Below are 24,673 nucleotides of genomic sequence, written 5' to 3' on the forward strand. Positions count from 1 at the left end.
CTAGTGGATCGGCGTGCCGCGCGGCGGCGCGCGTCAGAACCGTTCGTCGCTGCCCACGTAGCGCCACTGTCCCGGCGGCAGCGGGCCCAGTGCCACCCGGCCGATGCGCAGGCGGCGCAGGGCGGTGACCTGCAGGCCAGCGGCAGCCACCGCGGTCTTCAGGCCCTTGGCCGTCAGCCCCTTGCCGGCGAAGCGCAGCCGCTGCTCGCTCTGCCAGCTCACCTTCGCTCCGCCCGACTCCTGCTGCAGCCGGGCCAGCAGCCAGGGGCCCCGTTCCGGCCCGCCTTCTGCCACTTCGACCAGATACTCCTGTTCGGTGCGGCCGAGATTGCGCTGCAGGTGGGCCAGCGTGGCCGGGTCCTGGCTGACCACGACCAGGCCGCTGTCTGCCGCGGGCAGGGACGCAGCCAGCTGCAACCCGTGGAAATGGCGCTGCAGTGGCCGGATGCCGCTGGCGTACAGAGCGCTGTGGCTGTTGCTGCTGACCAGCGCACACAGGGTTTCGGCGGCAGCACCAGCCGGCTTGTGCAGCAGCATGCCCACGCGCTCGGCCTTGCTGTCATTGGCCTGTTCATCGACCACGATCACCGCAGTGTCATCGACCGGGCGCTGTGGCTGTTCAACCACCTCACCATCGACCGTGACCCAGCCACCTTCAATGTAGCGCCGCGCTTCGCCGCGCGGGATGCCGAGCAGGGCGGACAAGCGTTTGTCGAGGCGTATCGGTTCCATGGGCGGGCAGGTCGGGCGGGGGCCGCGCAGTGTAGCCCCTGCGCGCGGTCAGCGCTGGCTGCGGTTGGCCAGCTCGGTCAGGTACAGGCGGGTGTCGAATTCCAGCTGCAGGTAATCGGGCTCCATGTGCTGGCAGAGCTGGTAGAAGGCCTTGTTGTGGTCGGCTTCCTTCAGATGCGCCAGCTCGTGCACCACGATCATGCGCAGGAAGGCGGCCGGCGCCTGCCGGAACACCGTGGCGATGCGGATCTCACGGCTGGCCTTGAGGCGGCTGCCATGCACGCGGGAAACGGCGGTATGCGTGCCCAATGCATGCTTGATCACTTCCAGCGTGTTGTCGTAGCAGACCTTGTTGAGCGGTACCGACTTGCGCAGGTAGCGGTCTTTCAGCTCCTGGGTGTAGTCGTAGAGCTGGCGGTCGCTGCGCACCTCATGGGGCTCGGGATAGCGCTGCTGCAGCCACGGGCCGAGCCGGCCCTGCGCCAGCAGTTCGCTGACCTGGGCGACCAGGGGTTCGGGATAACCGGTGAGGTACTTCAGGACTGCCATGCAGGGGCGGCGGGGCGTCGGTAGAATGGGGGCATCCAAGATTACACGCGGTACGCACCGACCATGGCAAAGCCCAACGCGCTGCAGGAACAATTGCTCAAGGCCGGCCTGGCCAAGAAGTCGCAGGCCAGCGCCGCCGCACGCGAACAGGCCAAGGCGCGCCAGGGCAAGGCTGAATCGACGTCGGCCGAGGTCCAGCGTGAGGCTGAACGCGCCCGCGCCGAGAAGATCGAGCGTGATCGTGCCCTGGCCGCCGAGCGCAACGCACAGGCCAGGCTGGCCGAGCAGAAGGCGCAGGCAAAGCAGATCATCGCTGCCCATGCCGTGCCGCATAAGGGCGAGGACGAGTATCGCTTCAGCGATGGCAGCACGATCCGCACCCTGCTGATCGACCCCAAGCTGCGCAAGGCGCTGTCGGTGGGCGTGCTGGTCATCGTCGCCCAGGGCGAGGGTTACGCGTTGCTGCCCCGTGCTGCGGCGGAAAAGGTGCGCGAGCGCGCGCCGGAAGCCATCGTGGTCGACCACGGGCAGCCGGGCTCGACGGAGGAGATCTCCACCGGCAACGCCGAAGATGATGCCTACTACGCGCAGTTCCAGATTCCTGACGATCTGGTCTGGTAAGCCGCTGCCGCAGGCGTCCCCACGGGCAGACAGGTAGCTGAAGCACGGGCCGGGCGGGGCACTGCCCGGCCTTTTCCGTGGGTGTATCGTCCCCATATCAGGCCACACACCTGCGGAGGACGGACATGGCTACCGGTTGGGCGGGAGATGGCGCGGTCCAGGACCAGATCGACGCGACGGTAGACGATGCGATTGCCCGCGCGCGGCGCCAGCTGCGCCAGGGCCCGGGTCTGGAGCACTGCGAGGAATGCGACGCACCGATTCCGTTGGCGCGGCGCAACGCCGTGCCCGGCGTACGGCTGTGCGTGGCCTGCCAGCAGGCGCACGATGAGGAAGAGCAGGCGCACAGCAGCTACAACCGTCGCGGCAGCAAAGACAGCCAGCTGCGTTGATGTGGGCGGCTCAGCCGTCGCCCTGGATGCCGCCCGGCGCCTGTGCCGGATCGCGCCAGCGGCGTACGGTGCGCTGGAAGAACAGGTTGTTCGGCAGCTGCAGCACCGTGCCTTCGTGGCCTTCGCCGGTCTCCTGCAACGTGGTGTAGATCAGGTTCACATCGATCACCCGGCCCTTCAGTCCGGGCTTCTCGCCGTTCTCCAGCACCTCGATGTAGTCATGCAGGCGGAACGGGCGGGTAGTGAAGATCAGCAGCGTGCAGAAGATGTTGGAGAGCACGCTCCAGGCCGCGAAGAAGGCCACCGCACCGACGGCTGCAAAGCCCGTGAATGCCGTCCACAGCACTGCCGGTGAGGCCCCCAGCAGGCTCAGGATGTACAGCAGTGCACTGAAATAGACCACGAAACTGGTGATGCGGCGCGCGCCCATCACCATTTCCGGCGGCAGGGTGTAGTGGTCGGCGAATCGGCGGATCAGGCGGCGCGCCAGCAGCCGCAGCAGCCAGGCGGCCAGCAGGACGAGCGCGATCTGCAGGGCGATGCCCATGTTGTGCAGCCAGGGATGGGTCCAGGCCGGCAGGTGATCCTTCAGCGACAACATCATGGGGCGACAGCAGGTAGCGGTGGTGGTCGCCGATGTTACCCGGCACGTGCCGGCGATTCGACCATCGGCCTCCACGCCAGGCACACCAGCTCCTGGCGCTGCTGCTGCAGGCAGGCCCGGCCGCGCTCGGGGTGGAGCTGCAGCGACAGGCCAAGCACCTGCAGCGCGACGCAGGCAGCGACGGCCAGCAGGGCGGCACACGATGGGCTGGACATGGCGGGCTCCCGGACGGTATTTCACGAAGGACCCTCCATGGATGCAGCGGCCGCCGAAAAGGTTGCATCGTGCCTGGCAGGAATCGGATCTAAACCTTCTGCGGGACTGGCGCATCCAAGGACTATGCTCGACACCACCATGCCCGCACCGCCTGCTGCCTCCGACGCCGTCGACGAACCCGCCCTGGTACGGGCGGCAGCCGGTGGCGATACAGCGGCCTACGAACTGCTGTATCGACGCCATGCGCCACGGGTGTTCGCCGTGCTGTGGAGGCTGTGTGGCGGCCAGCAGGCACGTGCGGAGGATGCGCTGCAGGAAGCGTTCCTGCAGGCGTGGAAGGCACTGCCCGGGTTCCGCTTCGAAAGCAGCCTGTCGACCTGGCTGCATCGTCTCGGGGTCAATGCCGCGCTGATGGAACTGCGCGGCCGGGCGGGAGGACACGATCACGACAGCCTGGATGACGTGGACGGTGGTGTACCGGAGCTGGCCGTGCATGACCGCTGCGCCGGCACGGAGCGCGACCTGGAACGTGCGCTGGCGACGCTGCCCCCACGGGCGCGGGCGGTGCTGGTGCTGCACGACATCGAAGGCTGGAAACACCAGGAAATCGCCGAGCAGCTGCAGATGGCTGTCGGCAGTTCCAAGGCACAGTTGCATCGTGCGCGTGGCTTGCTGCGTGCACGGCTGGGAGACATGACATGACGATGAACGACCCCGACTACGACCACGATCTGCTCGCGCGCCTGCGCGCCTTGCCCCGCGAGCGCAGCGTTCCGGAGGACGGCTGGGCGCGGCTGTCGGCCAGCCTGCCACCGCGCGGGTCCGCCCCCGGACCGCTCCCGGCAGCAGGCAATGTGGTGGCGATGACGCCGCGTCCGCGACGGCGCTGGTGGCTGCCGGTGGGCGCGGCGCTGGCCGCCAGCCTGGCGGTCTACGCGGTGGCACCGTGGTGGCAGCCGCCGCAGGCCACGCCGGCGCCTTCCGGGCTGCAGCTGCAGGCCGCAGCGATGACCGAGCAGTACCAGCAGGCGGTGGCCTCCCTGCCGCAGGGCGGGGCAGCGGAGTGGCAACCGGCCCTGCACGAACTCGACCGCAGCGCGGAGCAGATCCGCGCGGCGATGGCGCAGGATCCACGTGCGCCGCACCTGCTTGGACAGCTCAAGCGCACCTATGCGCTGCGGCTGGAACTGACCCGGCAGGCGGCGCAGGCCGCCGCCGGACTGACAACCTGAGGAGACCCATGATGCGACCCCTTCTTTTCTGCTGCGCCGCGCTGCTGCTGGTACCGGCTGTGGCACTGGCCGACACGCGCGTCGACGAACGCCATGCACTCGCCACCGGTGGCCGGATTGAACTGAGCAACGTGGCCGGCAAGGTCACCGTGCGCGGCTGGGACCGCAACGAGGTCCAGCTCACCGGCAGCCTCAGCGACGGCCTGCAGCTGCGTCAGGAGAAGAGTGCCAACCGCGTGCGGTGGGAGGTGGAATATCCACGCCGCAGCAACAATGGCGGGGCCACCCTGGTGTTGAACGTGCCGCGCTCGGCGGAACTGCTGCTCAGCACCGTCAGTGCGAGCCAGGACATCAGTGGCATCGATGTGCGTCGGCTGCAGGCCGATACGGTCAGCGGCAGCCTGTCCGCGGCAGGCCGTAGCGGCGACACCAAGCTCAACACGGTCAGCGGCAGCGTCACTGCCCGCCTGCAGACGCCGCGGCTGGACGTGAACACCGTCAGCGGCCGCATTGACGCGGGGGGAGGCGTGTCCGGCGACATCGGTGCGCAGACCGTGTCCGGACGCGTGGATGTCGATGCGGGGCGCATCCAGCGCCTGGCGGTGGAGACGGTGTCAGGCAGCATCGAACTGGCCGCTGCCGGTCTGGCGCCGGGGGGGCGCATCAACGTCGAATCGGTGAGCGCATCGGTCAATCTGCGGTTGCCGCGGACCGTATCGGCGCAGCTGTCGGTGAACAGCTTCAGCGGCTCGATCAACAGTGATGCCGGCACGGTGGAGCGGCCGCGTTATGGGCCGGGCAGCAATCTCGACACGCGGCTGGGGGGCGGTGACGGCGATATCCGCATCCAGTCGCATTCGGGCAGCGTGCGGGTCCGACTGGACCGCTGAGCATCGACCGGCAGGCCGCGGCGGCAGCGCCGCCGCGGTCAGGGAGGGTCAGCTGGCTTTCTTCAGCGCCCAGGTCGTACCCAGCACTTCGATCTTGCCACCGGCCTTGCGGAACGCGGCCAGGTCAGACGCGATCGAGTCGCTGCTGACCACAGTACTGGCGGCTGCACCCTTGCGTTCGCTACGGATGCTGTTGTTAGCCTTCGCGGGGGTCTTTGCCTTGCGGGGCATGGTTGCTCCTGTCAGGTGGAAGGGGAGGAAAGCGCACAAGCATCGGCCTGGCGCAGGTAATCCTGCCGCTCGCGGCGGCAGTCATCGCCGCCCATCGAAAACTGGCGGCAGATCGCCGGGCGCTGCGAATAGATCGTGCAGCGCAGGTGATAGGGATCGATCGCCGCGCACCAGCCTTCCTCGTTGCGCGCCATCACGGCCCGGCCGTGGGCGTCGCGCGCGAGGAACTGGCCGGGCACGTGGTCGCCGGGCTGCAGCAGTACCGGCAGCCGGCAACAGACCGCGTCACAACGGCGGCAGTCGATGGGTGCAGGTGCGGCGTCAGGTTGTAAGGCCACAGGGGCCTGGCGGGTGCCCAAAGCGGGTCTCGATGGCGGCTCGGGTGATGCGCGGCCATGAACGAGCCAGGAAGGCACGGCCGCAAGACCCGCGTGGCGGGCCGCGCTGCACCCGGAGCACACATCGGCAGGGCCGATGGAAGGTACAGCTGTGGATCAAGCCTACGGAGGGTAGCAAACCCTGCGTAACGTTTTGTTAATCCCGGCTGGCTGCGGCCAGCGCCAGGCCTTGTACCACCCCGAGTGAAGGCTCCCCGTGGACCATCCGGGCACCCGGAAACGCCTCCGCCACGGCCTGGCGCAGGTAGCCCGCACGGGACATGCCACCGGTCAGGAACACCGCGTCCGGGTCGCCGCCGATGTCGCTGCGCACCTGGGCGAGCAGCGTGCGGATCTGTTCCAGGTAGCCATGGGCCGCACTGGCCAGGCCCTCGGCACTGCTGTCGGCGTGCAGGTCGCGGCCGATGTAGTCCAGCGTGCTGCGGTGCGTGGCAGAACTGCTCAGGGCGATCTTGGCGCGCTCGACATCACGGTACAGGCGCGCGGTGTTGCCGGTGTCCTGCAGTGCCTGCAGGCGCGGGCCCCAGGGTGCGTCGACCGCATCGTAGTTGTGCTGGCGGAAGTCGCGCTGGCGGGTCATGTCCTGCACGGTGGCGGCTTCTACGTAGTGGTGGGCGGGCACGCGGGTGATGCCACGACCGAACAGCGGCATGTAGCTGGACAGGCTCAGGGCCAGGTCGATGTCGGTGCCGCCACGGGCAATGCCCCAGGCACGGTGGATATGCGGGGGCACCGGTCCCCCCACTTCGGCATGGGCGATGTCGGTCGTGCCACCGCCGATGTCGACGATCACGGCCCGGTGCCGTGTCGCGCTTCCGGCGTGATAGTGCATCGCCGCTGCGGCAGGTTCTTCCAGGAAATCGATGTGGTCGAAGCCGGCCTGCGCCGCCGCCTCGCGCAGGATGTCCAGCGCCTGCGCGTTGCCGGCCTCGCCGATCGAGCTGCGGAACTGCACGGGGCGGCCGAGCAGGGCGGTGCGCAGCGGCTGGCCGAGCTGCGCGCTGGCGGTCAGGCGGATGTGCTCAAGGATATGCGCGGCAATGCCGGTGATGGTCTGCTTCGCGCGCGGGTGCAGGTTGTAGCCGAGCATCGACTTGGGGCTCTGCACGAGGTTGCCTTCATGCTCCTCGAAATAGGCTTCCAGCGCGTCATCGCCGTAGATCGCGTTCTGCAGCAGGTCGCTGGCGCTGCGCGCTTCGCGGGCACGGGCTTCCATCCATTCGCGGCGCAGTGCGCGCAATGCTTCGCGGCGCAGTGCCTGCGGCGGGCGCTCCTGGCCGGCAGCGCGGGCGGCACGCGCCGCGCTGTCGATCATCTGCTCCAGCGCATGCTGTTGGCTGGCATCGGGCTGGAAGTCGTCCGGATCGGGTACCACGCCTGGGAAGTAGACGCTGGTGCGGAACTGTTCGGCATCGCCGAAGCGGATCGGCAACAGGCGGCCCTCGTGCACGATGGCGGCGGCAGAATTGCTGGTACCGAAGTCGATGCCGAGGCGCATGCGGAATTCCAGGGACGGACAAGGGCCGCGCACTCTGCTGCAGTTTGCGGTCCGCTGCAAGCGCCTGCCGGCCATCTCGGGCGGGCAGGGGGAGCGGCCGCGGGAGAACGGGTGAAAAGAGCGGGCGGTTACAATGGCGGCCGTTGATTCATTTTGAGGTACTTGCAATGTCGTCCGTTCCCGCTTGTCCGCAGTGCACCCTGGAAAACACCTATGCCGATGGCGCGCTGTGGATCTGCGCCGATTGCGGCTTCGAATGGACCGCCGAGGAGGGCGCGGGGCAGGCGCTGGTCGTGCGTGACAGCAACGGCAACACCCTGCAGGCCGGCGACACCGTGACCGTGATCAAGGACCTGAAGGTCAAGGGCTCCTCGATTCCGCTCAAGCAGGGCACGGTGATCCGCAACATCCGGCTGGTCGAGGACGATGCGGAGCACATCGAAGGCAACTCGGACAAGATCAAGGGGCTGGTGCTGAAAACCTGCTTCCTCAAGAAGGCCTGACGGGCCCTCAGCGCCTGGCCTGCTGCTGCGCCCGCCAGCGGGCCAGGCTGTCCAGCTTGGCCTGGTAGCGGGCCTGCTGCGGCGCCCCGCCGAGTTCCTGGGCCCGTGTCAGTTCCTTGTCGGCGCGGGCCAGCTGGCCGGCGAGGAAGTACACCCTCGCCAGGCCGAAATGGAACTGGTGTGCGGCATCGTACAGGCGCACCGCCCGGCGGTAGCAGCGGATGGCCTCCGCCAGGTCGCCCGCGCGTTCGGCGCGGGCCCCGAGCATGTACTGGGCAAACGGATCCTCGCGCTGTACGGCGCGCAGGCGGCGCTCCAGCTGCTGCGCTGCTGCCACCAGGCCCAACCGCCGGTAGAGCGCACTGGCGTTGTTCAGTGCCGCATCCTGACGGCCGTCCAGGCGCAGTGCCATTTCCAGCGCACGACGTGCGCCGGCGGTGTCTCCCTTCCGGTTGTCCAGCACGCCCAGGTTGTTCCAGGCCGGTGCGAATCGCGCGTCCTGCGCCACCGCTGCATCGAAGAACACCCGGGCACCGTCCAGATCGTCGCTGGCCATGCGTTCGGCGCCACGATTGTTGTAGAAGTGCGCCAAAGCACGGGCACGGTCGATCGGCTGCGGGCCGTGGCGGTCGTACAGCACGTTGCGGTCCAGATCGACCGTGCCGAAGCGGCCGCCGACGTCGACCCCGGCATTGACGTGGCCGACGCTGTAGACCACGCCCTGGTCCTGCTCCTGATACCAGGACACCACGCTGCCGACTTCCTGCACCCGGGCCTGGATGCCGGCCTCGCGTGCCAGCGACACGAACAGCAGCGTGAATGCCAGGCAGTTGGCGCGGCGGTACTGCCAGACTTCGCCGACGGTATAGGTCGCGTCGGCGTCGTACTGCAGATCCAGTCCCTGCCGATCGAAGATCATCTCCACCAGGGCCTGCAGGCGCTGGTCGCGCGAGTGGCTGCGCGCGATCACCTGTCGGGTCAGCATCGCGCGCAGCGCCGGCGGAATCGCCAGCACTTCGTCTGCGGTCGGCACGCTCGCTGGGGCGGGGCGGTACTGAGCGGCCGGTGCGGCGGCAGGACCGTCCAGGGCAACGGCGGCCGGCGCCGCCAGCGCGAGCAGGGCGAGCAGCAGGAATCGGGTGGCAGGACGTTGCATGGCAATTCCCGGCAGCGGCGGGCGCATCCGCCTGCCGCCGAGTGTAGTCCTGCCCGTGCGCCGGTGCATCGACCGCCGGTCGGCGGCGCGGTCATCCACAGGCGATGTGGACCAGCGCTCGGCAAAGCTGTGGACAACTGTGCTCCGCCCTTGCCGGACGGCGGCTGTGAGTGCGTGGTGAATTATTGTCCAGCTTGCTGGCCGGGGCGTCTGGCAGGATCATGCCGGCATGGACTTCGCCCCGATCCCGCTCGATCCGGCGCAGTGGCAGGCGTTGCAGGACCGATATGCCACGCCGCCACGCGCGTACCATCACTTCGGCCACGTGCGCGCGGTGCTGCAGCACTGCCAGGACGTCGCCGATGGACCGGGTTGGCGGCAGCCCGCCGAGGTCTTTCTGGCCGCGCTTTACCACGATGCGGTCTACGAGGCGGGACGCAAGGACAACGAGGCACGCTCGGCGGCACTGGCCGTGCAGGCCATCGCGCAGGAGCCTGCGCTGGCGGGCATCGACGCCGCCCGCGTCGAGCAGCTGATCCTGCTGACTGCCCGTCATGGCGAACTCGGTCCTGCGGATGTCGACGCCGAAGCGGCGCTGTTCCTGGATTGCGACATGGCGATCCTGGGCGCGCCTGCACCGGTGTTCGATGCCTACGATCGTGGTGTGGCCGAGGAGTACCAGGGGGTGGTCCCGGGTTTCCTGTACCGCGCCGGCCGCCGCCGCTTCCTGCAGGGATTGCTGCGCGCACCGCGGATCTTCCTCAGCGACTTCTTCCACCAGCGCCTGGATGCCGCGGCACGCGCGAATCTGCGCCGCCGGCTGGACACCTGAGCGGGGCAGTTACACTGGCGGCCTGCATCTGCAAGGTAGCGCCGCCCACCGTGTCCGTTCCCGATCCTGATCCCCGGCCGACCGCACCGGAAGAACCTGGTCCCAACGAGTGCTGCGGCAGCGGCTGCCCGCTGTGCGTACTCGATCTGTATGCCGAAGAGCTGCAGCGTTACCGCAAGGCGTTGGCCGAATGGAAGGCGCGCCACCCGGAGGCCACGCCATGAACGGAGCGCGTCCGGCTGCGCTGCTGGCCCTGGTGGCGCTCCTGTTGTTCGTGGCGACGGCCCTGTGGACGCAGTTCGCGCGCGCTGATCTGGATTGGATGCGCGCGACCTTGAGCCTGTACCTGCACGGTCCCTGGGGTCTGGCGCTGCGCGCCGCCTACTGCCTGCTGGCGGTGGCGATCGCCGCGCTCGGCATCGCGCTCTATCGTCACAGCGTGGGGCCCCGCCGCAGCGCGGCCGCGCCGCTGCTGTTCACCGTGTCCGCCCTGGGCCTGGCGACGGTCGCCATCGGCGACAGCTGGCTGCCGCAGGCGACGCCGCTGCTGGCGCCGCTGGTGCATGGCGTGGCTGCCAACACGGCCTTCCTGTGTGCCAGCGTCGGCATGCTGCTGCAGGCGTGGTACCTGCGTCGCGAGCCGGGCTGGCAGCGCAGTGCTGCCCTGCTGTGGGGCTGGGCCTGGCTGGCCTTCGCGTTGCTGTGGCTGCATGTGCTCTGGCGTGACGGGCCGCCGCGCGGGCTGGGGCAGAAGCTGGTGATCGCCGTGATCGTCGGCTGGCTGCTCTGGCTGGCCGTCACCCTGTACCGGCGCGGTCTGGCGCGCACGCGCGCCTGAACCCTGGCCGCGGGCCCGGCGAACGGCCGTGACCGGTACGTGTCGTGCACGCGGTGGCGGCGTATCGTGTGCGCATTCCACTGGGGTTGCGACATGACGCGTGCAGGGTTGGGCAGGGCGATGGGACTGGTGATGGCACTGGCGGCGTTGCCGGCGGTGGCCGCGGCATCCGTGCAGCAGGTCAGCCATGGCCGATTCGAGCAGGTGCCGGTGCATCTGCCGGCGGGAGTGCCGCAGCGGGTGGTGATCTGGTTCCACGAAGGTCCCTATGGCGCTGCCAGCCTGGCGCCGATCGAAGCACTGCGTGCCGACGGTGCGCTGGTGGCGGCGGTGGATGTGGCGCACCTGCGGGGCGTGCTTGAACGCGAAGGCGACAGCACCTGTTCGTTCGGTGCTGGCGACGTCGAGAATTTCTCGCGCTGGGTGCAGGCGTTCCTGCACCTGCCGGGATATCACCTGCCGCTGGTCGGCGGCGATGGTGAGGGTGCCGAGCTGGCCTACAGCCTGGCCGCACAGGCCGACACCCAGGTGTTCGCCGGCCTGCTGACCTCCGGCTTCTGTCCCGACCATGCCCACGAACGCATGGTCTGCGGAGACGGCGTCAAGGAGGGGCGGCTGCAACCGGCCGAACTGAACTTTCCCTGGTTGAATGCCATCGGCGATGTGGGCTGCAGGGGCCAGGGCGCGGGTCCGTTCGTGCAGCAGGTCGCGATGGCGCGCGGATTCAAGCGCAGCGCCCGCGGCGATGCCACGCCGGGACTGGTGGCTGCCGCGCGGGTGATCGGTGCGCAGGCCGGCATCAGCCTGGCACCGCCGCCGGCGGCGTTGAAGGGCCTGCCCGTGGTGGAAGTCCCCGCGCACGGTGACGGCGATACGCTGGCGATCTTCGTCTCCGGTGATGGCGGCTGGGCGGGACTGGACAAGGACGTGGCCTCGTCGTTGGCCGAACACGGCGTGGCCGTGGTGGGCATCGATTCGCTGCGTTATTTCTGGAGCGAACGCACGCCGGAGGGGTTTGCCGCTGACCTGCAGAAGATCATCGACCACTACCGCCAGCAATGGCGGCGCGACAAGGTGATGCTGATCGGCTTCTCGCAGGGCGCCGACGTGCTGCCGGCCACCATCAACCGGCTCGATGCCGGCAGCCGCGAAGCACTCGAGCGCATCGTGCTGCTCTCCGTGGGGCGGAAGGCCGATTTCGAGTTCCATGTCAGCAACTGGCTGGGCGGTGGCGGCGATGGCCTGCCGATCGCGCCGGAAGTGGCCAGGCTGCCGGCGGCCAAGACCCTGTGCGTCTATGGCGACAAGGATGAGGACGCGCTGTGTCCGGACCTGCCTGCGAACGAGGGCGTGCGCAGGATCCGGTTGCCTGGCGACCACCATTTCGGTGGCGACTACGATCGTCTGGCCGAGGTCATCCTCAAGGGCGGCGCGTAATCAGCACACGCCTGCAGGAGCAGCGCCGGGCCATGCCCGGCGGTCGGGTGGCTCAGCCGCGGCGTGGATCCAGCGAAATCAGGCGGGTGGCGTCCAGCAGGGCTGCCGGCAGGTGCATGCCACCGGGCGCCGCCAGGTAGCGCGGGCGCCACTGCGGATCGAACTTCGACTTGAAGCGGCGCAGGCCACTGAAGCCATAGAAGCGCTCACCATGCCGTGCCAGCAGGCCGGCAAGACGATTCCAGCGGCCCGCCAGGCGATGCTGGGCCAGCCCAGACAGGGGCGCCATGCCCAGCGAGAAACGCGCATGGCCCTGCGCCCGGCCCCACAGGAACAGTTCGATGAACAGGAAATCCATCGTGCCTTTCGGCGCGTCGCTGACGTGCCGCATCAGGTCCACCGACAGCTCGGCACCGGCTGGCGCCTGCCACAGGTTGGCGAAGGCGACGATCCGACCTTCGGCCTCGACCAGCGCGACCGGGAACCGCACCAGGTAATCGGGATCGAAGCTGCCCAGCGAGAATCCTTTCTCGTCACCGGACTTGTCTTCCAGCCAGGCATTGGAGATCGCATGCAGGCGCGGCAGCAGGCTGGGGACCTCTTCCACCGGCGCCACCCGGAACGACAGGCCACTGCGCTTGCCCCGGTTCCATGCCTGGCGCAGGTCGGCGCGTTCGCGGCCTTCCAGACCGAAGTCGTGCAGCGGCACGATCGCTTCCTCGCCCAGCTTGACCAGGCCCAGGCCGAGATCCAGATAGGTCTGCCAGTAGGCTTCGCCCACCTGGTAGAACACCGGGCGCAGGCCGAGGCGGTCGGCTTCCTCACGGAAACGCCAGATCAACGCACGTGCGACCTCCGGCGGGCCGACCGGATCACCCATCGCGATCAACGAGCCGCCGTAGCGCTGCATCATCACGAAGCCCTGCCGGGCATCGTCGCGCAGCACTGCCTTGTCGGCGGTCAGCACCAGGCAGGCCTGGGTGTCGGTGGCGCTGGCCAGCACCGGTGCCAACGCCTGCAGCGTGGCTTCGTCAGCGGCCGGCAGCGGGCTGCGCGTGCTGTGCAGCAGGCGGGCGAGGCCGAACATCACCAGGGCGATGGCTACCACCAGCAGCGCACGCAGCGCACGCGGTGCGTTGCCGGACAGTGCGAACTGCCACCAGAGTTCGTTCTGGTACTCGACATGGCTGTACGTGAAGAACAGCAGCCAGGTGACCGCGACCAGGACCAGCCCCAGGTTGCGCAACCATGGCCACGACCACGCCTCATCCAGCAGCGCACCCTGGCGGTAGAACTCACGGCGTGCGGCCCACAGTGCCATCGCGACCAGTACGGCCGATACCGCGATCAACGGTTGGCCGCCGCGCAGCCACAGCGGCAGCGGCGTGATCACGCAGACCGCCATCGCCAGCATCCACGCGGCGTGGCTACGCCGGGCCAGGCCCTGGCCGATCAGCAGCAGGGCGACACCGCCAAGACTGCCGATCAGGTGCGATGTTTCCAGGATCGGCAGCGATGCATTGAGCAGATGGCGACGCGGGGTCGGCAAGGTGCCATCGATGACCAGGGCGGCGCCGATGCTGAAAGCCGCCAGCGCGATGATCTGCGGCAGCCAGGGGCGCAGCGCGTTCCAGCCGGCGCGGGTGGCGCCGGCGCTGGCCCGCAGCGGTCGCCGCAGTGCAGGCGCAAGCGCGAGCACGGTGGCCAGCAGCAGCGGCAGGACGTAGTAGGTGACGCGGTAGATCAGCGCGGCCGCCAGCACCGCCGCCGGTGCCACCTGCGGCAGCAGCTTGAGCAGGCTCCACTCGAACACGCCCAGGCCGGCCGGAACGGTCGAGACCAGGCCTGCCAGCACCGCCACCAGGTACAGGCCGACGAAGCCGGGAAGCCCGGTGGGCGTGGAGTCCGGAAGCAGCACGTAAAACGCTGCGCTGGCCAGCACCAGTTCGATCACGCTGAGCGCGGTGACGCCGAGCATGGTCAGCCGGTCGGGCAGCCACAGGGCGTGGCCGAACACACGGAACTGGCGTCCGCTGCGGCCGACCAGCAGCACCGTGGCCAGATAGGCGAGCAGGGCGGCAATGCCGACCGCGCGCACGGCGCCGGAATCCAACGGCAGCGCCAGCGCCGCCGCTGAGGGTTCCAGGCATAACGCCAGGCCGATCAACAGCCATGCACCGAACATGAAACCGAGCGTGCTCATCAGCACGACCTGGCCGATCTGGGCCAGATCCAGCCCGGCACCGCGATAGCCCCGCAGGCGCACCGCGCCGCCGGTCAAGGCCGCAAAGCCGACGGTCTGGCCCAGGGTGTGGGCGAGAAACGCGGTGATGCCGATGCGCGCGGGATGCACGCGGATGCCGCTGCGTCGCAGGCCGATGGCATCGAAGCCGATCAGGCAGGCATAACTGGCCAGGCCCAGCGTCACGGTCAGTGCGATCTGCGTTGCGCTGAGTGCATGGAACGCCTGGCGGATGGCGCGATAGCCATGTTCGTCGAACTCGCCGGCCAGGCCATGCAGGGCCAGGGCCAGGATCAGCAGGGGAACGAAGATGGTAAGCAGCCGCTTCCAGACCGGGATGGACGGAGCGGTTGCGGGATCGGAAGGGACGGTCATCGGCGCAAGGGTGCGGCAGGGAGGGCGAGGGCGGTGTCAACGCGGGCGTGGCGCATCGTGCGCCTCTCGAAGGCATTTGAACAGCGGTGGTGCAGGAGCCCCACCCGCCGCCGGTTTGGAGGACAATGCAGGCCTGATCACCCGCAGGAGCCACGCCCATGATGGAGCGTTACGACGTCGGACCGCGCATGTCCGAAATGACCGTGTACAACAAGGTTGCCTACCTCTCCGGCCAGATTCCGGAGGACACCAGCCAGGACATCACCGGACAGACCCGGCAGGTGCTGGCCGAGATCGACAAGCTGCTGGCACTGGTGGCCAGTGATCGCCAGCATGTGCTGCGCGCGGAAGTGTTCCTGGCCGACATGGCCGACTTCGACGGCATGAACAAGGCATGGGACGAATGGGTGGTCGAGGGTGCGACCCCGGCCCGTGCCACGGTCGAAGCCAAGCTGGCACACGCCGAGTGGAAGGTCGAGATCGTGGTGACGGCGGCCGTGCCGTAACGGCGGGCGGGTGTCAGCTCCCTTTCCTGCCGGAAGGGAGCTGGCACCGCTACCGTTCCCGCAGCACGATGCAGTCCACCGGACACGGTGGAATGCACAACTCGCAGCCCGTGCACAGGTCGGCGATCACGGTATGCATGTACTTCGCGCCGCCGACGATCGCGTCCACCGGGCAGGCCTGGATGCACTTGGTGCAGCCGATGCAGTCGGCCTCGACGATCACCGCAACCTGCGGCGCCTTGTGTTCGCCGCGCGTACGATCAAACGGCAGTGCCGGCACACCCAGTACCTGGGCCAGTGCACGCGCGCCCGCATCGCCGCCCGGCGGGCAGCGGTCCACGCCCGCCTCGCCGCGCGCCATCGCCTGCGCATAGGGGCGGCAACCGTCATAGCCGCATTGTCCGCATTGCGTCTGCGGCAACAGTCGGTCCAGGCGTTCGGTCAGCGGCGGAATCAGGCTCATGCGTGGCGAAGGCTGCGCGTATGGATCATTTCAGGGGTTTGCCACGGAACCAACGTTCGTGGGCGAGGGCCAGCATCGGCCGGTCCTCTGCGCTGTCGCCATAAGCGTGGATGCGCGTGTAACGCGACAGATCGAAACGGCGACGGATCTGCTCGACCTTGCGAGGACCGCAATCGCCGCCGTGGTACCGGCCGGTCAGGCGTCCGTCCCGGCTTTCAAGGCGGTTGCAGATCAGTTCAAGACCCAGCGTTTCGCACCAGGGACGCAGGTACAGATCCAGCGAACCGGACACGACCACCACGGTGTGCTGCTGTTCCTTGTGCCAGCGGATCTGTTCCAGCATTTCCGGGCGCACCACCTCGGGCAGGAATTCGCGCGAGAAGCCGGTGGCCAGCGCTGCGATGTCGTCGGCGTGGCGCTCGCTGAAGGTGAGGCGGGTGACGCGGGCGCGGATGCGTTCGGCCGAGATCAGTTTCAGCCGGTACGCCGCCAGCCACGGACCCACCTTCCACCATGCCTGCGCAAGCTGCTCGGCGGTGGCCACGCGGCGCAGGAAGCGGCCATAGGTATCGCAGGTGGTGACGGTATGGTCGAAGTCGAACAGCGCCAGTTCCATTCCGATGCCTCCCGTGGTGCGTCCCGTCGTTGCCGTGACCGGCGGGAGCGGCCGTGGCCGCACCCGCGCAGTGCATCAGCGGACCGGCATACCCGGCTGCGCGCCGCTGTCGGCGTCCAGCAGCGCCAGCGCGCCACCATCGAAACCTGCCGACAGGATCATGCCTTCACTCAGGCCGAAGCGCATCTTGCGCGGGGCCAGGTTGGCGATGAACACGACGCTGCGGCCGACCAGCGCTTCCGGCTCGCCGTAGCTGGCACGGATGCCGGAGAAGATCTGCCGTTTGCCCAGTTCGCCGGCATCCAGCTCGAAGCGCAGCAGCTTGTCCGAACCCTCCACGAACTCGCACACCAGCACCTTGCCGATGCGCAGGTCGAGCTTGGCGAAGTCGTCGATGCCGATGTAGGCCGGTGCCTCGGCGCTGGCCGTTGCGGCACTGGCCGGCACGGCAGCCGCCGGCTTGGCAGCGTCGGCCTTGGCGGCGGGGGCAGCGGCGGTCGGCTGCAGGGTGTCCTTGGAGGCGTCGATCATGGCGTCAATCTTCTTCGGGTCGATACGGGTGAACAGTGGGGTGTAGTCAGCGATTCGATGGGCCAGCAGCGGCTGCGCCAGGTCGGTCCAGTCGGCCACTGGCGCGGCCAGGAACGCCTCGGCCTGGGCGGCGGTGGAAGGCAGTACCGGCTTCAGTGCGGTGACCAGTACACGGAACAGGTTCAGGCCCTGGCTGCACACGGCCTGCAGCTGCGCGTCGGCTCCTTCCTGCTTGGCGATCACCCACGGCTTGACGTCGTCGATGTAGCGGTTGGCTTCGTCGGCCAGGGTCATGGTCAGGCGGATCGCCGCCGCCGGATCGTTGCGCTCGTAGGCTTCGCGGATCGGCGCCAGGCTGTCGATGAAGCGCTGGTACTGGGCGGCATCGGGCAGCTGCGCGGCGAGCAGGCCATCGAAACGCTTGCTGATGAAGCCGGCGCAGCGGCTGGCCAGGTTGACGAACTTGCCGACCAGATCAGCGTTGACGCGGGCAACGAAGTCACCCAGGTTCAGGTCGAGGTCGTCGACGCCACCGCCGGACTTGGCCGCGTAGTAGTAGCGCAGCGCTTCCGGTTCCAGTCCTGCATCGAGGAAGGTGCGCGCCATCACGAAGGTGCCGCGCGACTTGCTCATCTTGGCGCCGTCAACGGTCAGATAGCCGTTGACGTGCAGGCGGGTCGGCGCGCGGTGGCCGGTGCCGTGCAGCACCGCCGGCCAGAACAGGCCATGGAAATTGACGATGTCCTTGCCGATGAAGTGGTGCAGCTCGGTGGCGGTGCCGGCGCGCAGGTGGGCTTGGAAATGCTCGCCGAGCGTGCCGCACAGGGTCTGGAAGCTGGACAGGTAGCCGATCGGCGCGTCCAGCCAGACGTAGAAGTACTTGCCCGGATGGCCCGGGATCTGGAAGCCGAAGTACGGCGCGTCACGCGAGATGTCCCACGCGCGCAGGCCGCCCTCCGCGTCCAGCCACTCCATCAGCTTGGCTTTCACCCCGGGCAGCGCGACGTCGCCGGCCAGCCATTCGCGCAGGAAGCCCTCGAAGCGGCCGACCTCGAAGAAGAAGTGCTCCGAATCCCGGATCTCGGGCGTAGCGCCGGAGATCACCGATTTCGGCTCCTTCAGATCGGTGGGGCTGTAGGTCGCGCCACAGACTTCGCAGTTGTCGCCGTACTGGTCGGCGCTGCCGCAGTTCGGGCAGATGCCCTTGATGTAGCGGTCCGGCAGGAACATGCCCTTGGCCGGGTCGTAGAACTGGGCCACCGAACGGCGGCTGATGTGGCCGGCCGCTTCCAGCTTCAGGTAGAACGCCTCGGTCAGCGCCTGGTTGGCTGCCGAATTGGTCGAATCGTAGTGATCGAAGGCCACGCCGAATTCGGCGAAATCACGTTCATGGCTGGCCTGGATGCTGGCGATGAAGGCCTCCGGGGTTACCCCGGCCTTCTCGGCTGCGAGCATGATCGGCGTGCCATGGGTGTCATCGGCGCAGACGAACCAGGTCCTGCCGCCGCTCATTCGCCGTGCACGCACCCAGATGTCGGCCTGGATGTAGCCGACCAGATGGCCCAGATGCAGCGGGCCGTTGGCGTAGGGCAGGGCGGTGGTGACGAGCGCGGTACGGGTCATGGTCGCGGGGTGAAGCCGAGGGGAACCGCAGATTATCGCATGCCCGCAACGAGGTGACCCGGCCGGGGCCGGGTCACGGGAATGCACGGACGGGCCGGTGGCTTACTCGCGTACCCAGGTCTGCGCCCGGCAGATGAAGGCGATGCAGCCGGAGACGTCCAGCTTGTTGCCACCCGGCTGCAGTTCCATCTTCGACTTGTAGGTCTTGCCGTTGGCGGGGTCGAGGATGGTGCCGCCGGACCACTTGCTGGCGCCGTCGGCCTTCAGGTTCCAGAGGATGGTCATGCCCTTCACCGGTTTGTTCCTGTTGGCACCCTCACAGCCATCGCAGACCGGGTTCGGACCCTTGTCCGAGTGCAGAATGTCCACCACCTTGCCGGACAGCGTGCCGTTGGCGGCCTGGCTGATCTCGACGATGGACTTCACCTGGCCGGTCTTGTCGTCGATGGTCTTCCAGCGGCCGGCCGCGCCATCGGCGGCCTGCGCCGAGAGCGCCGCCAGGCACAGCGGCAGCGCCAGCAGCAGGGTCTTGAAGGTCTTGCGCATGGTCCCCTCCCAGGGTTCATTCCGGCACGGTGCCGGTACACGCCGACTGTATACCCATTCGGCGGGGTATGGGGAAGGGGGTGCCGGGTCGAGCAGGTGAGTGGGGCCAGATCCTTTCCCGATGGAAAAGGGATCTGACCCCGAGCCATCAGCCGACTTCGTAGAGTTCCAGCGGCAGGCCGTCCGGGTCGGCGAAGAAGGTGAAGCGGCGGCCGGTGTATTCGTCCACGCGGACCGGTTCGCAGTCCACGCCGCAGCTGGCCAGGCGCTGGATGAATGGCTCCAGCGCGGCCACGCGGAAGGCCAGGTGACGCAGGCCCTGTGCCTCCGGGCGGCTGGGCCGGGGGGGGGGTGACGGGAACGAGAACAGTTCCAGCTGGCCGCCATCGGGCAGTGCCAGGTCCAGCTTCCACGAATCGCGCGCGGCACGGTGGTTCTCGGCCAGTACGCGCAGGCCGAGGATGCGCACGTAGAAATCCTTCGAGCGCGCATAGTCGCTGCAGATCAGCGCGGCATGATGGATGCCCAGCAGGGCGGTCGGAGCGTCGGTCATTGCAGGATGTCCAGCCAGCGCTGGGCGATCTTCAGCGCCAGCGGATAGGGTTCGGGGTCGTTGCGGTTGCTCAGCACGATCACTGTCAGATGCCGGTCCGGATAGCGCAGGATGACGTTGCGGAAGCCGATGCTCTCGCCGCTGTGCCACTGCATGCGGCCGTTGAGGCGCCAGCCGAAGCCGTAATGCGGTACGTCCGGTTCGGTGGTTGCGGTGGCCGGGCTGAACATGGCCCGCCGCGATGCGGCTGACAGCAGGCGGTCGTCGTACAGTGCGGCATCCCAGCGGGCGAGGTCGTCCAGCGAGGAATAGATGCCACCATCACCCAGCACGGCACTGGTGGTGCTCTGGTCGGTGCGCTGCCAGCGACCGTCGAGCCAGCTGTAGCCGTAGGCCCGCGCAGTGACCGTATCGACGCCGTCCTGGTGGGCGACGGTGTGGGTCATGTGCAGCGGGCCGAAGATCCGCTGCTGCAGGAAGGTGGCGAAATCCTGGCCCGACGCGCGCCCGACGATCAGCGCCAGCAGCGCATATCCGCTGTTGCTGTAGCGGTACGCAGTGCCCGGTGTGAAATCCAGCCGGTCCTCGCGTGCGAGCAGCGCCAGCACGTCCGCATCGTGCACCTGGCGGCTGTCGGCGGGGTCCATCAGGCCCTCATAGTCGGGCAGACCGCTGGTATGCGACAGCAGGTGACGGAGGGTGACGGAGGACGCCGCAGTGGGAAGTTCCGGCAGCCAGCGTCGCACTGGCTGGTCCAGGCCCAGGCGGCCCTCTTCCACCAGCAGCAGCACGGCGGCGGCGGTGAACTGCTTGCTCACCGAGGCCAGCCGGAAATTGCTGGCCGCGGTCACCGCGGTGCCATCTTCCACCACCGCCAAGCCGTACCCGCGGCGGAACACCGCCTGCCCGTCGTGCAGCACCAGTACCGCTGCTCCCGGCACCTGGCCATCGTAGGCCTGCATCAGGCCATCGATGCCCGCATCCGGCGGCATCACCGCCGGTGCGGCAGGCGCGGCCTGCGGCAGCAGGGCCAGTACGGCAGCGAACACGACGGTGGCGGGACGCATGAGGGCTCCGTGGCGATCAGGGGGTGGGCGCGGACCCCGGCGGTTGTGACAGCCATCGTTCCATCTTCCGCTCCAGCACGTCCAGCGGCATCGAGCCGTCCTTCAGCAGTTCGGCATGGAAACGGCGCAGGTCGAATGCTGCACCCTGGCGTGCCTTGGCCTTGTCGCGCAGTGCCAGCAGGGTGGTCAGGCCGGCGACGTTGGACAGCGCCTGCGCCGGCTGGGCCATGATCCGCTCCACTTCGGCATTGGCATCATCGCTGCTCATGTCCACGGTCTTCTGCAGGTAGGCGACGGCCTGCTGCTTGCTCCAGCCCTGGGCATGCACGCCGGTGTCGGCGACCACGCGCGCTGCGCGCAGCAGGCGCGAGGAGAGATAGCCGATGCGATCGTAGGGATCGGTGTAGACGCCCAGCGTTTCCCCCAGCGTTTCCGAGTACAGGCCCCAGCCTTCGATGAAGGCCAGGTCGCCGCCGGCACGCCGGAAGCGCGGCTGCTTGGCCAGCTCCTGCTGCAGACCCAACTGCACGTGGTGGCCGGGAATGCCTTCATGCAGGTACTGCACCGGCACGTTCCAGCGCTTGCGGCTAGGCAGGTCGCGGGTGTTCACGTACAGCACCCCGGCCTCGCCGGGCTGTGTCGGCTGGTAGGAGGCCGCGGCCGCGGTGAGCGCACGCTCGGGCTCCACTGCACGGATGTCCAGGGCAGCCTTCGGCAGCGTGTCGAGCACCTGCGGCAGGCGCGTGGCGACCTGCTGCTGCACCTGGCGGTAGCGGCCGAGCAGCGCGTTGGCGTCGCCATACTGGAACTGGCGATCACTGCGCATGCTGCGCAGAAGCTTGGTCGGCGTGCCGCGCAGCTTCGCATCCTTCATCACTGCGGCGATCTGCGCCTGCAGCTCCTGCACGCGCTGTTCGCCGAGCGCATGCCATTGCGCGGGTGTCTGTTCGCTGGCCGTGGTCTGCACGATCAGGTTGGCGTACCACGCCTGGCCATTGGGCAGGGCGCCCAGACCGCTGCTGGTCCGCGTGGCCGGCAGGTACTCGGTGGCGATGAAGCCGCGCAGGGCGCGGTAGGACGGCATGATGCGCAGTTCGATCATGCGCTTGTACTCGGCACTGATGCGCGCCTTGTCCTCGGCGGAAATCGACTCCGGCATGGTCCGGATCGGCGACCAGAAGATGCTTTCCTCGGCGGTCGGCTTGATCACCGCATCCAGCTGCGGCAGCACTTTTTCCATCAGGTCGCGCGGCTGCACCACACCGGCCTTCATGCCCTGGCGCATGTTGTCGATGGCCTGGTCGAACAGCGCCGGAATGCCCAGCGAGCGGCGCGACCAGGTGTCGTAGTCCTGCACGGTATTGAACGGCTGCGCACCCGCGCCGGCACCGAGAATGGCCATGATGCTGCCGACGTTGTAGTACTGGCTGATCGGCATCATCCAGCTGGGATACGGCTCGGCGGCCAAGGTCGCGCGCGCGTCGCGCACGAAGATCTCGTAGCTCAGCAGGTCCTGGCCCTGCAGGCCGTCGCTGCCGATCTTCTCGACCTTGCCCAGCCACTCCACGGTGAAGTCATGCGACTGCTGGCGCCACGCCGCGGACAGGATGTTCGGCAGCTGGTCGTTGTAGCGGGTTTCGCCCTGGAAGGTCGCCTGCAGCGGGTTCAACCGCATCGACGCATCCCAGTATTCGTCATAGAGGCGCTCCAGCTGGACCGTTTTGGGCACAGTGCGGGCGGCGGCGACCGGGCGCGCGGGGGAGCGGGTGGCGCTGCGTGCCGGTGCGGTGGCGCGCGTGCTGGGCCGCGCCTTGGGCTTGGCCGCCGGACGGCTCTGCGTCGCAGCGGGCCGGCTGGCCTTCTTCTTCGCAGCTTCGGCCGACGGAACGGCGCTGAACAGGAACAACGCGGCAATGGCGGCGGCCAGGGCGCGGGTGGAATACGGCATCAGGAGCTTCCGTGGAACACAGACCGTGGAGCTTGCACGATCCGGCCGCGTACGGCCAGCGCGGGGGCGCAGTCAGCTGGCGCCCGCTGGGTCTTCAGTCAGCCGCGGCCGCAGCCCGCAGCGCGGCCGCGCGCTCGACACCCAGGTATCGGGTGATCGCACGGCGCATCAGGTACAGCAGGGGAATCAGGGCGATCGCAAAGCCCATCTTGTAGACGTAGTTGACGCTGCTCACCGCCAGGAACAGCGATGTCGGCCACTGCTGCGGGCCGAGCACGAAAGCGATCCAGATCACCACGAAGCTGTCCACCAGCTGCGAGACCGCGGTGGAACCGGTAGCGCGCAACCAGACGTGGCGCTCGCCGGTGGCCTGCCGGATCCTGTGGAACACGGCCACGTCGATCAGCTGGCCGAGCAGGAAGGCCACCAGCGAACCAGCAATGGTCCACATGCCCTGGCCGAACACCGCGGCGAACGCGGCCTGGTAGTCGGGCACGCCATGGGCGTTCATCGAGGTGACCCACCAGCTGGCCGGCGCCAGCGAGATCGCCGCGAAAGCGAACAGGAAGCCGTAGGCGATCAGCACCACCGCCAACCACGAGATGAAACGCACCCCGCGCTTGCCGAAGAACTCGTTGATGGTGTCGGTCATGATGAACACCACCGGCCACAGCAGTGTGCCGGCGGTGAAGCTCAACGATCCGGTCTGGCCGAACAGATTCCAGTTCAGCGGGTCGATGCCGAGCGTGTCTTCCAGCGCGAAGATCTTCACTCCGATCAGCTCGGCCAGCACGGCATTGCCGCAGAAGAACGCGGCCAGCACGATGAACAGCAGGACCGCGCGGTCCTGCAGCGGGCGCTCGACCGGCGTCGTGCTCATTCGGTGCGTTCGCCCGCGCGGGTGAACGGCACGCTGGCTGGCGCCACAGCACCACCGGAAATGATGAAGCTCATCGCCTGGTCCACGGTCCAGTCGGTGGGTGTGAGCAGTTCCACCGGCACGATTTCAAGATAGCCGGACGTCGGGTTCGGCGTGGTCGGCACGTACACCGCTGCCAGTTCGCGGTCCGTACCGTGTTCCTTGATCACCCGCGTGACCAGGCCGACCGACTTCATGTCGCGGTGCGGGAAGTCGATCAGCACGACGCGCTGCGTGCTGCCGGGTTCGGTCTGCAGCATGTCCAGCAGCTTCTTGGCGCTGTCGTAGATGATGCTGGCCAGCGGGATCCGCTTGATCACCGCGCCGATCCAGCGCAGCAGGCGCTGGCCGAGCACGCGGCGGCTGGCCACGCCCACGGCCAGGATCACCAGCAGCGTCGCCAGCAGCGCGATGGTGTTCTGGATCCACTCCGCGCGCACCCAGCCCAGGTAATGCGGGAAGCTGGTCGCGATCTGCTCCGACAGGGGCACCACCAGCGGGCTGGAGATGCCCGACAGCAGCACGAACACGAATTTGACCACGACCCAGGTGAGCCAGATCGGCAGCAGGGTCAGCAGGCCGGTCAGGAACAGGCGCTGCAGGGAGGGGCGGGGGACCAGGGAGGGGGCTTCGAGCGACATGGGCGCATTGTAGCGGCCAGCGCTTGCCGATGATGCGGGGGAATGCCGCCGGGATCAGCGAGCGTGCGGCTTCAGCCGCAGGTAGACCTGCTTGCGCACCTGGGCGACCACCTCGCCGCTTTCGTCGACCACCTCGTTGCTGAACCAGCGCAGCACTTTGCCGCCGCCGGCAGCGTCGGCGCGCAGTTCGTCCAGCAGCGCATCGTCGATGCGGAACGATGTGCGCACGGTACCGCGCCCCGGCTTGAGGAAGTCGATCGCGCCGGCGCGGTCCCACACGTAGTAGTCGCGGCCGAGAATATGCAGCAGGCCCAGCATCCAGAACGGGTCGGTCATCGCAAACAGGCTGCCACCGAAGTGGGTGCCCACGTAGTTGCGGTTCCAGGGGCGCTGGCGCAGCTCGACGTCGATCTGCCGGTAGTCCGGGCTGACCCGGGTGACGTGGATGCCGGTGAACAGGAAGGGCGGCCACAGGTTGATGCCGAAACGGAACAGGCGGGCGTTCATGTGCATC

The 24,673-nt window shown here is 68.3% G+C and carries 30 protein-coding genes; 11 read left to right on the top strand and 19 right to left on the bottom strand.

Going from position 1 to position 24,673, the window contains the following annotated elements; all coding sequences use genetic code 11:
• Positions 1-33 precede the first annotated feature (33 nt).
• Positions 34-732 (bottom strand): RNA pseudouridine synthase, encoded by a 699-nt coding sequence (locus QMZ25_RS11025; protein WP_283219642.1) that lies wholly within the window; start codon positions 730-732, stop codon positions 34-36.
• A 48-nt stretch (positions 733-780) separates the two neighbouring features.
• Positions 781-1,281 (bottom strand): M48 family metallopeptidase, encoded by a 501-nt coding sequence (locus QMZ25_RS11030; RefSeq protein WP_283219643.1) that lies wholly within the window; start codon positions 1,279-1,281, stop codon positions 781-783.
• A 63-nt stretch (positions 1,282-1,344) separates the two neighbouring features.
• On the opposite strand from QMZ25_RS11030, the gene QMZ25_RS11035 reads away from it, so the two are divergent.
• Complete coding sequence (locus QMZ25_RS11035) at positions 1,345-1,902, top strand: DUF2058 domain-containing protein (RefSeq protein WP_053519556.1); 558 nt, start codon at positions 1,345-1,347, stop codon at positions 1,900-1,902.
• A 125-nt stretch (positions 1,903-2,027) separates the two neighbouring features.
• Positions 2,028-2,294: a DksA/TraR family C4-type zinc finger protein gene (locus QMZ25_RS11040; RefSeq protein WP_053519557.1), complete on the top strand. Its 267-nt coding sequence runs from the start codon at positions 2,028-2,030 to the stop codon at positions 2,292-2,294.
• Positions 2,295-2,304: 10 nt separating this feature from the next.
• On the opposite strand, the gene QMZ25_RS11045 is transcribed toward QMZ25_RS11040, so the two are convergent.
• Positions 2,305-2,898: a mechanosensitive ion channel family protein gene (locus tag QMZ25_RS11045; protein WP_080375333.1), complete on the bottom strand. Its 594-nt coding sequence runs from the start codon at positions 2,896-2,898 to the stop codon at positions 2,305-2,307.
• Positions 2,899-2,933: 35 nt separating this feature from the next.
• Complete coding sequence (locus QMZ25_RS11050; protein ID WP_053519558.1) at positions 2,934-3,113, bottom strand: hypothetical protein; 180 nt, start codon at positions 3,111-3,113, stop codon at positions 2,934-2,936.
• 124 nt (positions 3,114-3,237) lie between these two features.
• On the opposite strand from QMZ25_RS11050, the gene QMZ25_RS11055 reads away from it, so the two are divergent.
• The 3 genes from QMZ25_RS11055 to QMZ25_RS11065 are packed head-to-tail and all read left to right on the top strand — an operon-like array spanning position 3,238 to position 5,236.
• Complete coding sequence (locus QMZ25_RS11055) at positions 3,238-3,816, top strand: RNA polymerase sigma factor (RefSeq protein WP_065174854.1); 579 nt, start codon at positions 3,238-3,240, stop codon at positions 3,814-3,816.
• Entirely contained in the window at positions 3,813-4,346 is a 534-nt protein-coding gene (locus tag QMZ25_RS11060; protein WP_283219644.1) for a hypothetical protein, read from the top strand. Before QMZ25_RS11055 ends, QMZ25_RS11060 begins: the two co-directional genes overlap by 4 nt.
• 8 nt (positions 4,347-4,354) lie before the next feature.
• The gene (locus QMZ25_RS11065) at positions 4,355-5,236 is read left to right on the top strand and encodes a DUF4097 family beta strand repeat-containing protein (RefSeq protein WP_053519561.1); all 882 of its coding nucleotides are present in this window, start codon (positions 4,355-4,357) and stop codon (positions 5,234-5,236) included.
• A gap of 48 nt (positions 5,237-5,284) precedes the next feature.
• Here the strand turns inward: QMZ25_RS11065 and QMZ25_RS11070 are convergent, their stop codons facing one another.
• From QMZ25_RS11070 to QMZ25_RS11080, 3 genes are all read right to left on the bottom strand, one after another.
• A complete protein-coding gene (locus tag QMZ25_RS11070) occupies positions 5,285-5,467 on the bottom strand; it encodes a hypothetical protein (RefSeq protein WP_053519936.1) in 183 nt (60 codons plus the stop codon).
• Positions 5,468-5,478: 11 nt separating this feature from the next.
• A complete protein-coding gene (locus tag QMZ25_RS11075; protein WP_080375345.1) occupies positions 5,479-5,772 on the bottom strand; it encodes a YkgJ family cysteine cluster protein in 294 nt (97 codons plus the stop codon).
• A 229-nt stretch (positions 5,773-6,001) separates the two neighbouring features.
• The gene (locus QMZ25_RS11080; protein ID WP_065174856.1) at positions 6,002-7,363 is read right to left on the bottom strand and encodes an Hsp70 family protein; all 1,362 of its coding nucleotides are present in this window, start codon (positions 7,361-7,363) and stop codon (positions 6,002-6,004) included.
• Positions 7,364-7,530: 167 nt separating this feature from the next.
• Between QMZ25_RS11080 and QMZ25_RS11085 the strand changes: the two genes are divergently transcribed.
• A complete protein-coding gene (locus QMZ25_RS11085) occupies positions 7,531-7,866 on the top strand; it encodes a zinc ribbon domain-containing protein YjdM (protein ID WP_053519938.1) in 336 nt (111 codons plus the stop codon).
• 7 nt (positions 7,867-7,873) lie between these two features.
• On the opposite strand, the gene QMZ25_RS11090 is transcribed toward QMZ25_RS11085, so the two are convergent.
• On the bottom strand, positions 7,874-9,022 hold the full coding sequence (locus QMZ25_RS11090) for a tetratricopeptide repeat protein (protein WP_065181978.1): 1,149 nt from the start codon (positions 9,020-9,022) through the stop codon (positions 7,874-7,876).
• 229 nt (positions 9,023-9,251) lie between these two features.
• Here QMZ25_RS11090 and QMZ25_RS11095 point away from each other — a divergent pair, with 229 nt between their 5' ends.
• The 4 genes from QMZ25_RS11095 to QMZ25_RS11110 all read left to right on the top strand — a co-directional run bounded on the left by QMZ25_RS11095 (position 9,252) and on the right by QMZ25_RS11110 (position 12,129).
• A complete protein-coding gene (locus tag QMZ25_RS11095; RefSeq protein ID WP_053519939.1) occupies positions 9,252-9,854 on the top strand; it encodes a hypothetical protein in 603 nt (200 codons plus the stop codon).
• Between the two features lie 50 nt (positions 9,855-9,904).
• Positions 9,905-10,078: an oxidoreductase-like domain-containing protein gene (locus QMZ25_RS11100; protein ID WP_065174857.1), complete on the top strand. Its 174-nt coding sequence runs from the start codon at positions 9,905-9,907 to the stop codon at positions 10,076-10,078.
• The gene (locus QMZ25_RS11105; protein WP_283219645.1) at positions 10,075-10,692 is read left to right on the top strand and encodes a DUF998 domain-containing protein; all 618 of its coding nucleotides are present in this window, start codon (positions 10,075-10,077) and stop codon (positions 10,690-10,692) included. Before QMZ25_RS11100 ends, QMZ25_RS11105 begins: the two co-directional genes overlap by 4 nt.
• A gap of 93 nt (positions 10,693-10,785) precedes the next feature.
• Positions 10,786-12,129: an AcvB/VirJ family lysyl-phosphatidylglycerol hydrolase gene (locus tag QMZ25_RS11110; protein ID WP_258012825.1), complete on the top strand. Its 1,344-nt coding sequence runs from the start codon at positions 10,786-10,788 to the stop codon at positions 12,127-12,129.
• A gap of 52 nt (positions 12,130-12,181) precedes the next feature.
• On the opposite strand, the gene mprF is transcribed toward QMZ25_RS11110, so the two are convergent.
• Positions 12,182-14,746, bottom strand: coding sequence for a bifunctional lysylphosphatidylglycerol flippase/synthetase MprF (mprF, locus tag QMZ25_RS11115; RefSeq protein ID WP_065174859.1), 2,565 nt, complete (start codon positions 14,744-14,746; stop codon positions 12,182-12,184).
• A gap of 158 nt (positions 14,747-14,904) precedes the next feature.
• Between mprF and QMZ25_RS11120 the strand changes: the two genes are divergently transcribed.
• Positions 14,905-15,252, top strand: a complete 348-nt coding sequence (locus tag QMZ25_RS11120) for a RidA family protein (RefSeq protein ID WP_049426796.1) — start codon at positions 14,905-14,907, stop codon at positions 15,250-15,252.
• 49 nt (positions 15,253-15,301) lie between these two features.
• On the opposite strand, the gene rnfB is transcribed toward QMZ25_RS11120, so the two are convergent.
• The 10 genes from rnfB to QMZ25_RS11170 all read right to left on the bottom strand — a co-directional run bounded on the left by rnfB (position 15,302) and on the right by QMZ25_RS11170 (position 24,666).
• The gene (gene rnfB, locus QMZ25_RS11125) at positions 15,302-15,715 is read right to left on the bottom strand and encodes an Rnf electron transport complex subunit RnfB (RefSeq protein WP_080375344.1); all 414 of its coding nucleotides are present in this window, start codon (positions 15,713-15,715) and stop codon (positions 15,302-15,304) included.
• 25 nt (positions 15,716-15,740) lie between these two features.
• Positions 15,741-16,331, bottom strand: a complete 591-nt coding sequence (locus QMZ25_RS11130) for an HAD family hydrolase (protein WP_065174860.1) — start codon at positions 16,329-16,331, stop codon at positions 15,741-15,743.
• A gap of 75 nt (positions 16,332-16,406) precedes the next feature.
• Complete coding sequence (gene metG, locus QMZ25_RS11135; RefSeq protein ID WP_283219646.1) at positions 16,407-18,485, bottom strand: methionine--tRNA ligase; 2,079 nt, start codon at positions 18,483-18,485, stop codon at positions 16,407-16,409.
• A 102-nt stretch (positions 18,486-18,587) separates the two neighbouring features.
• Positions 18,588-19,031, bottom strand: a complete 444-nt coding sequence (locus tag QMZ25_RS11140; RefSeq protein ID WP_053519945.1) for a DUF2147 domain-containing protein — start codon at positions 19,029-19,031, stop codon at positions 18,588-18,590.
• 148 nt (positions 19,032-19,179) lie between these two features.
• The gene (locus QMZ25_RS11145; protein WP_074899472.1) at positions 19,180-19,584 is read right to left on the bottom strand and encodes a VOC family protein; all 405 of its coding nucleotides are present in this window, start codon (positions 19,582-19,584) and stop codon (positions 19,180-19,182) included.
• Positions 19,581-20,651 (bottom strand): serine hydrolase domain-containing protein, encoded by a 1,071-nt coding sequence (locus QMZ25_RS11150; protein WP_180876106.1) that lies wholly within the window; start codon positions 20,649-20,651, stop codon positions 19,581-19,583. The genes QMZ25_RS11145 and QMZ25_RS11150 overlap by 4 nt, the downstream gene beginning before the upstream one ends.
• Positions 20,652-20,667: 16 nt before the next feature.
• Complete coding sequence (locus QMZ25_RS11155; protein WP_065181825.1) at positions 20,668-22,599, bottom strand: DUF885 family protein; 1,932 nt, start codon at positions 22,597-22,599, stop codon at positions 20,668-20,670.
• Positions 22,600-22,693: 94 nt separating this feature from the next.
• Positions 22,694-23,479: a queuosine precursor transporter gene (locus tag QMZ25_RS11160; protein WP_053520127.1), complete on the bottom strand. Its 786-nt coding sequence runs from the start codon at positions 23,477-23,479 to the stop codon at positions 22,694-22,696.
• On the bottom strand, positions 23,476-24,159 hold the full coding sequence (locus tag QMZ25_RS11165) for a DUF502 domain-containing protein (protein ID WP_053520126.1): 684 nt from the start codon (positions 24,157-24,159) through the stop codon (positions 23,476-23,478). The genes QMZ25_RS11160 and QMZ25_RS11165 overlap by 4 nt, the downstream gene beginning before the upstream one ends.
• A gap of 54 nt (positions 24,160-24,213) precedes the next feature.
• The gene (locus QMZ25_RS11170; protein ID WP_053520130.1) at positions 24,214-24,666 is read right to left on the bottom strand and encodes a DUF4442 domain-containing protein; all 453 of its coding nucleotides are present in this window, start codon (positions 24,664-24,666) and stop codon (positions 24,214-24,216) included.
• Between the last annotated feature and the right edge of the window lie 7 nt (positions 24,667-24,673).

Source organism: Stenotrophomonas sp. RS-48, from assembly GCF_030053245.1.
Taxonomy (GTDB): Bacteria; Pseudomonadota; Gammaproteobacteria; order Xanthomonadales; family Xanthomonadaceae; genus Stenotrophomonas; species Stenotrophomonas maltophilia_P.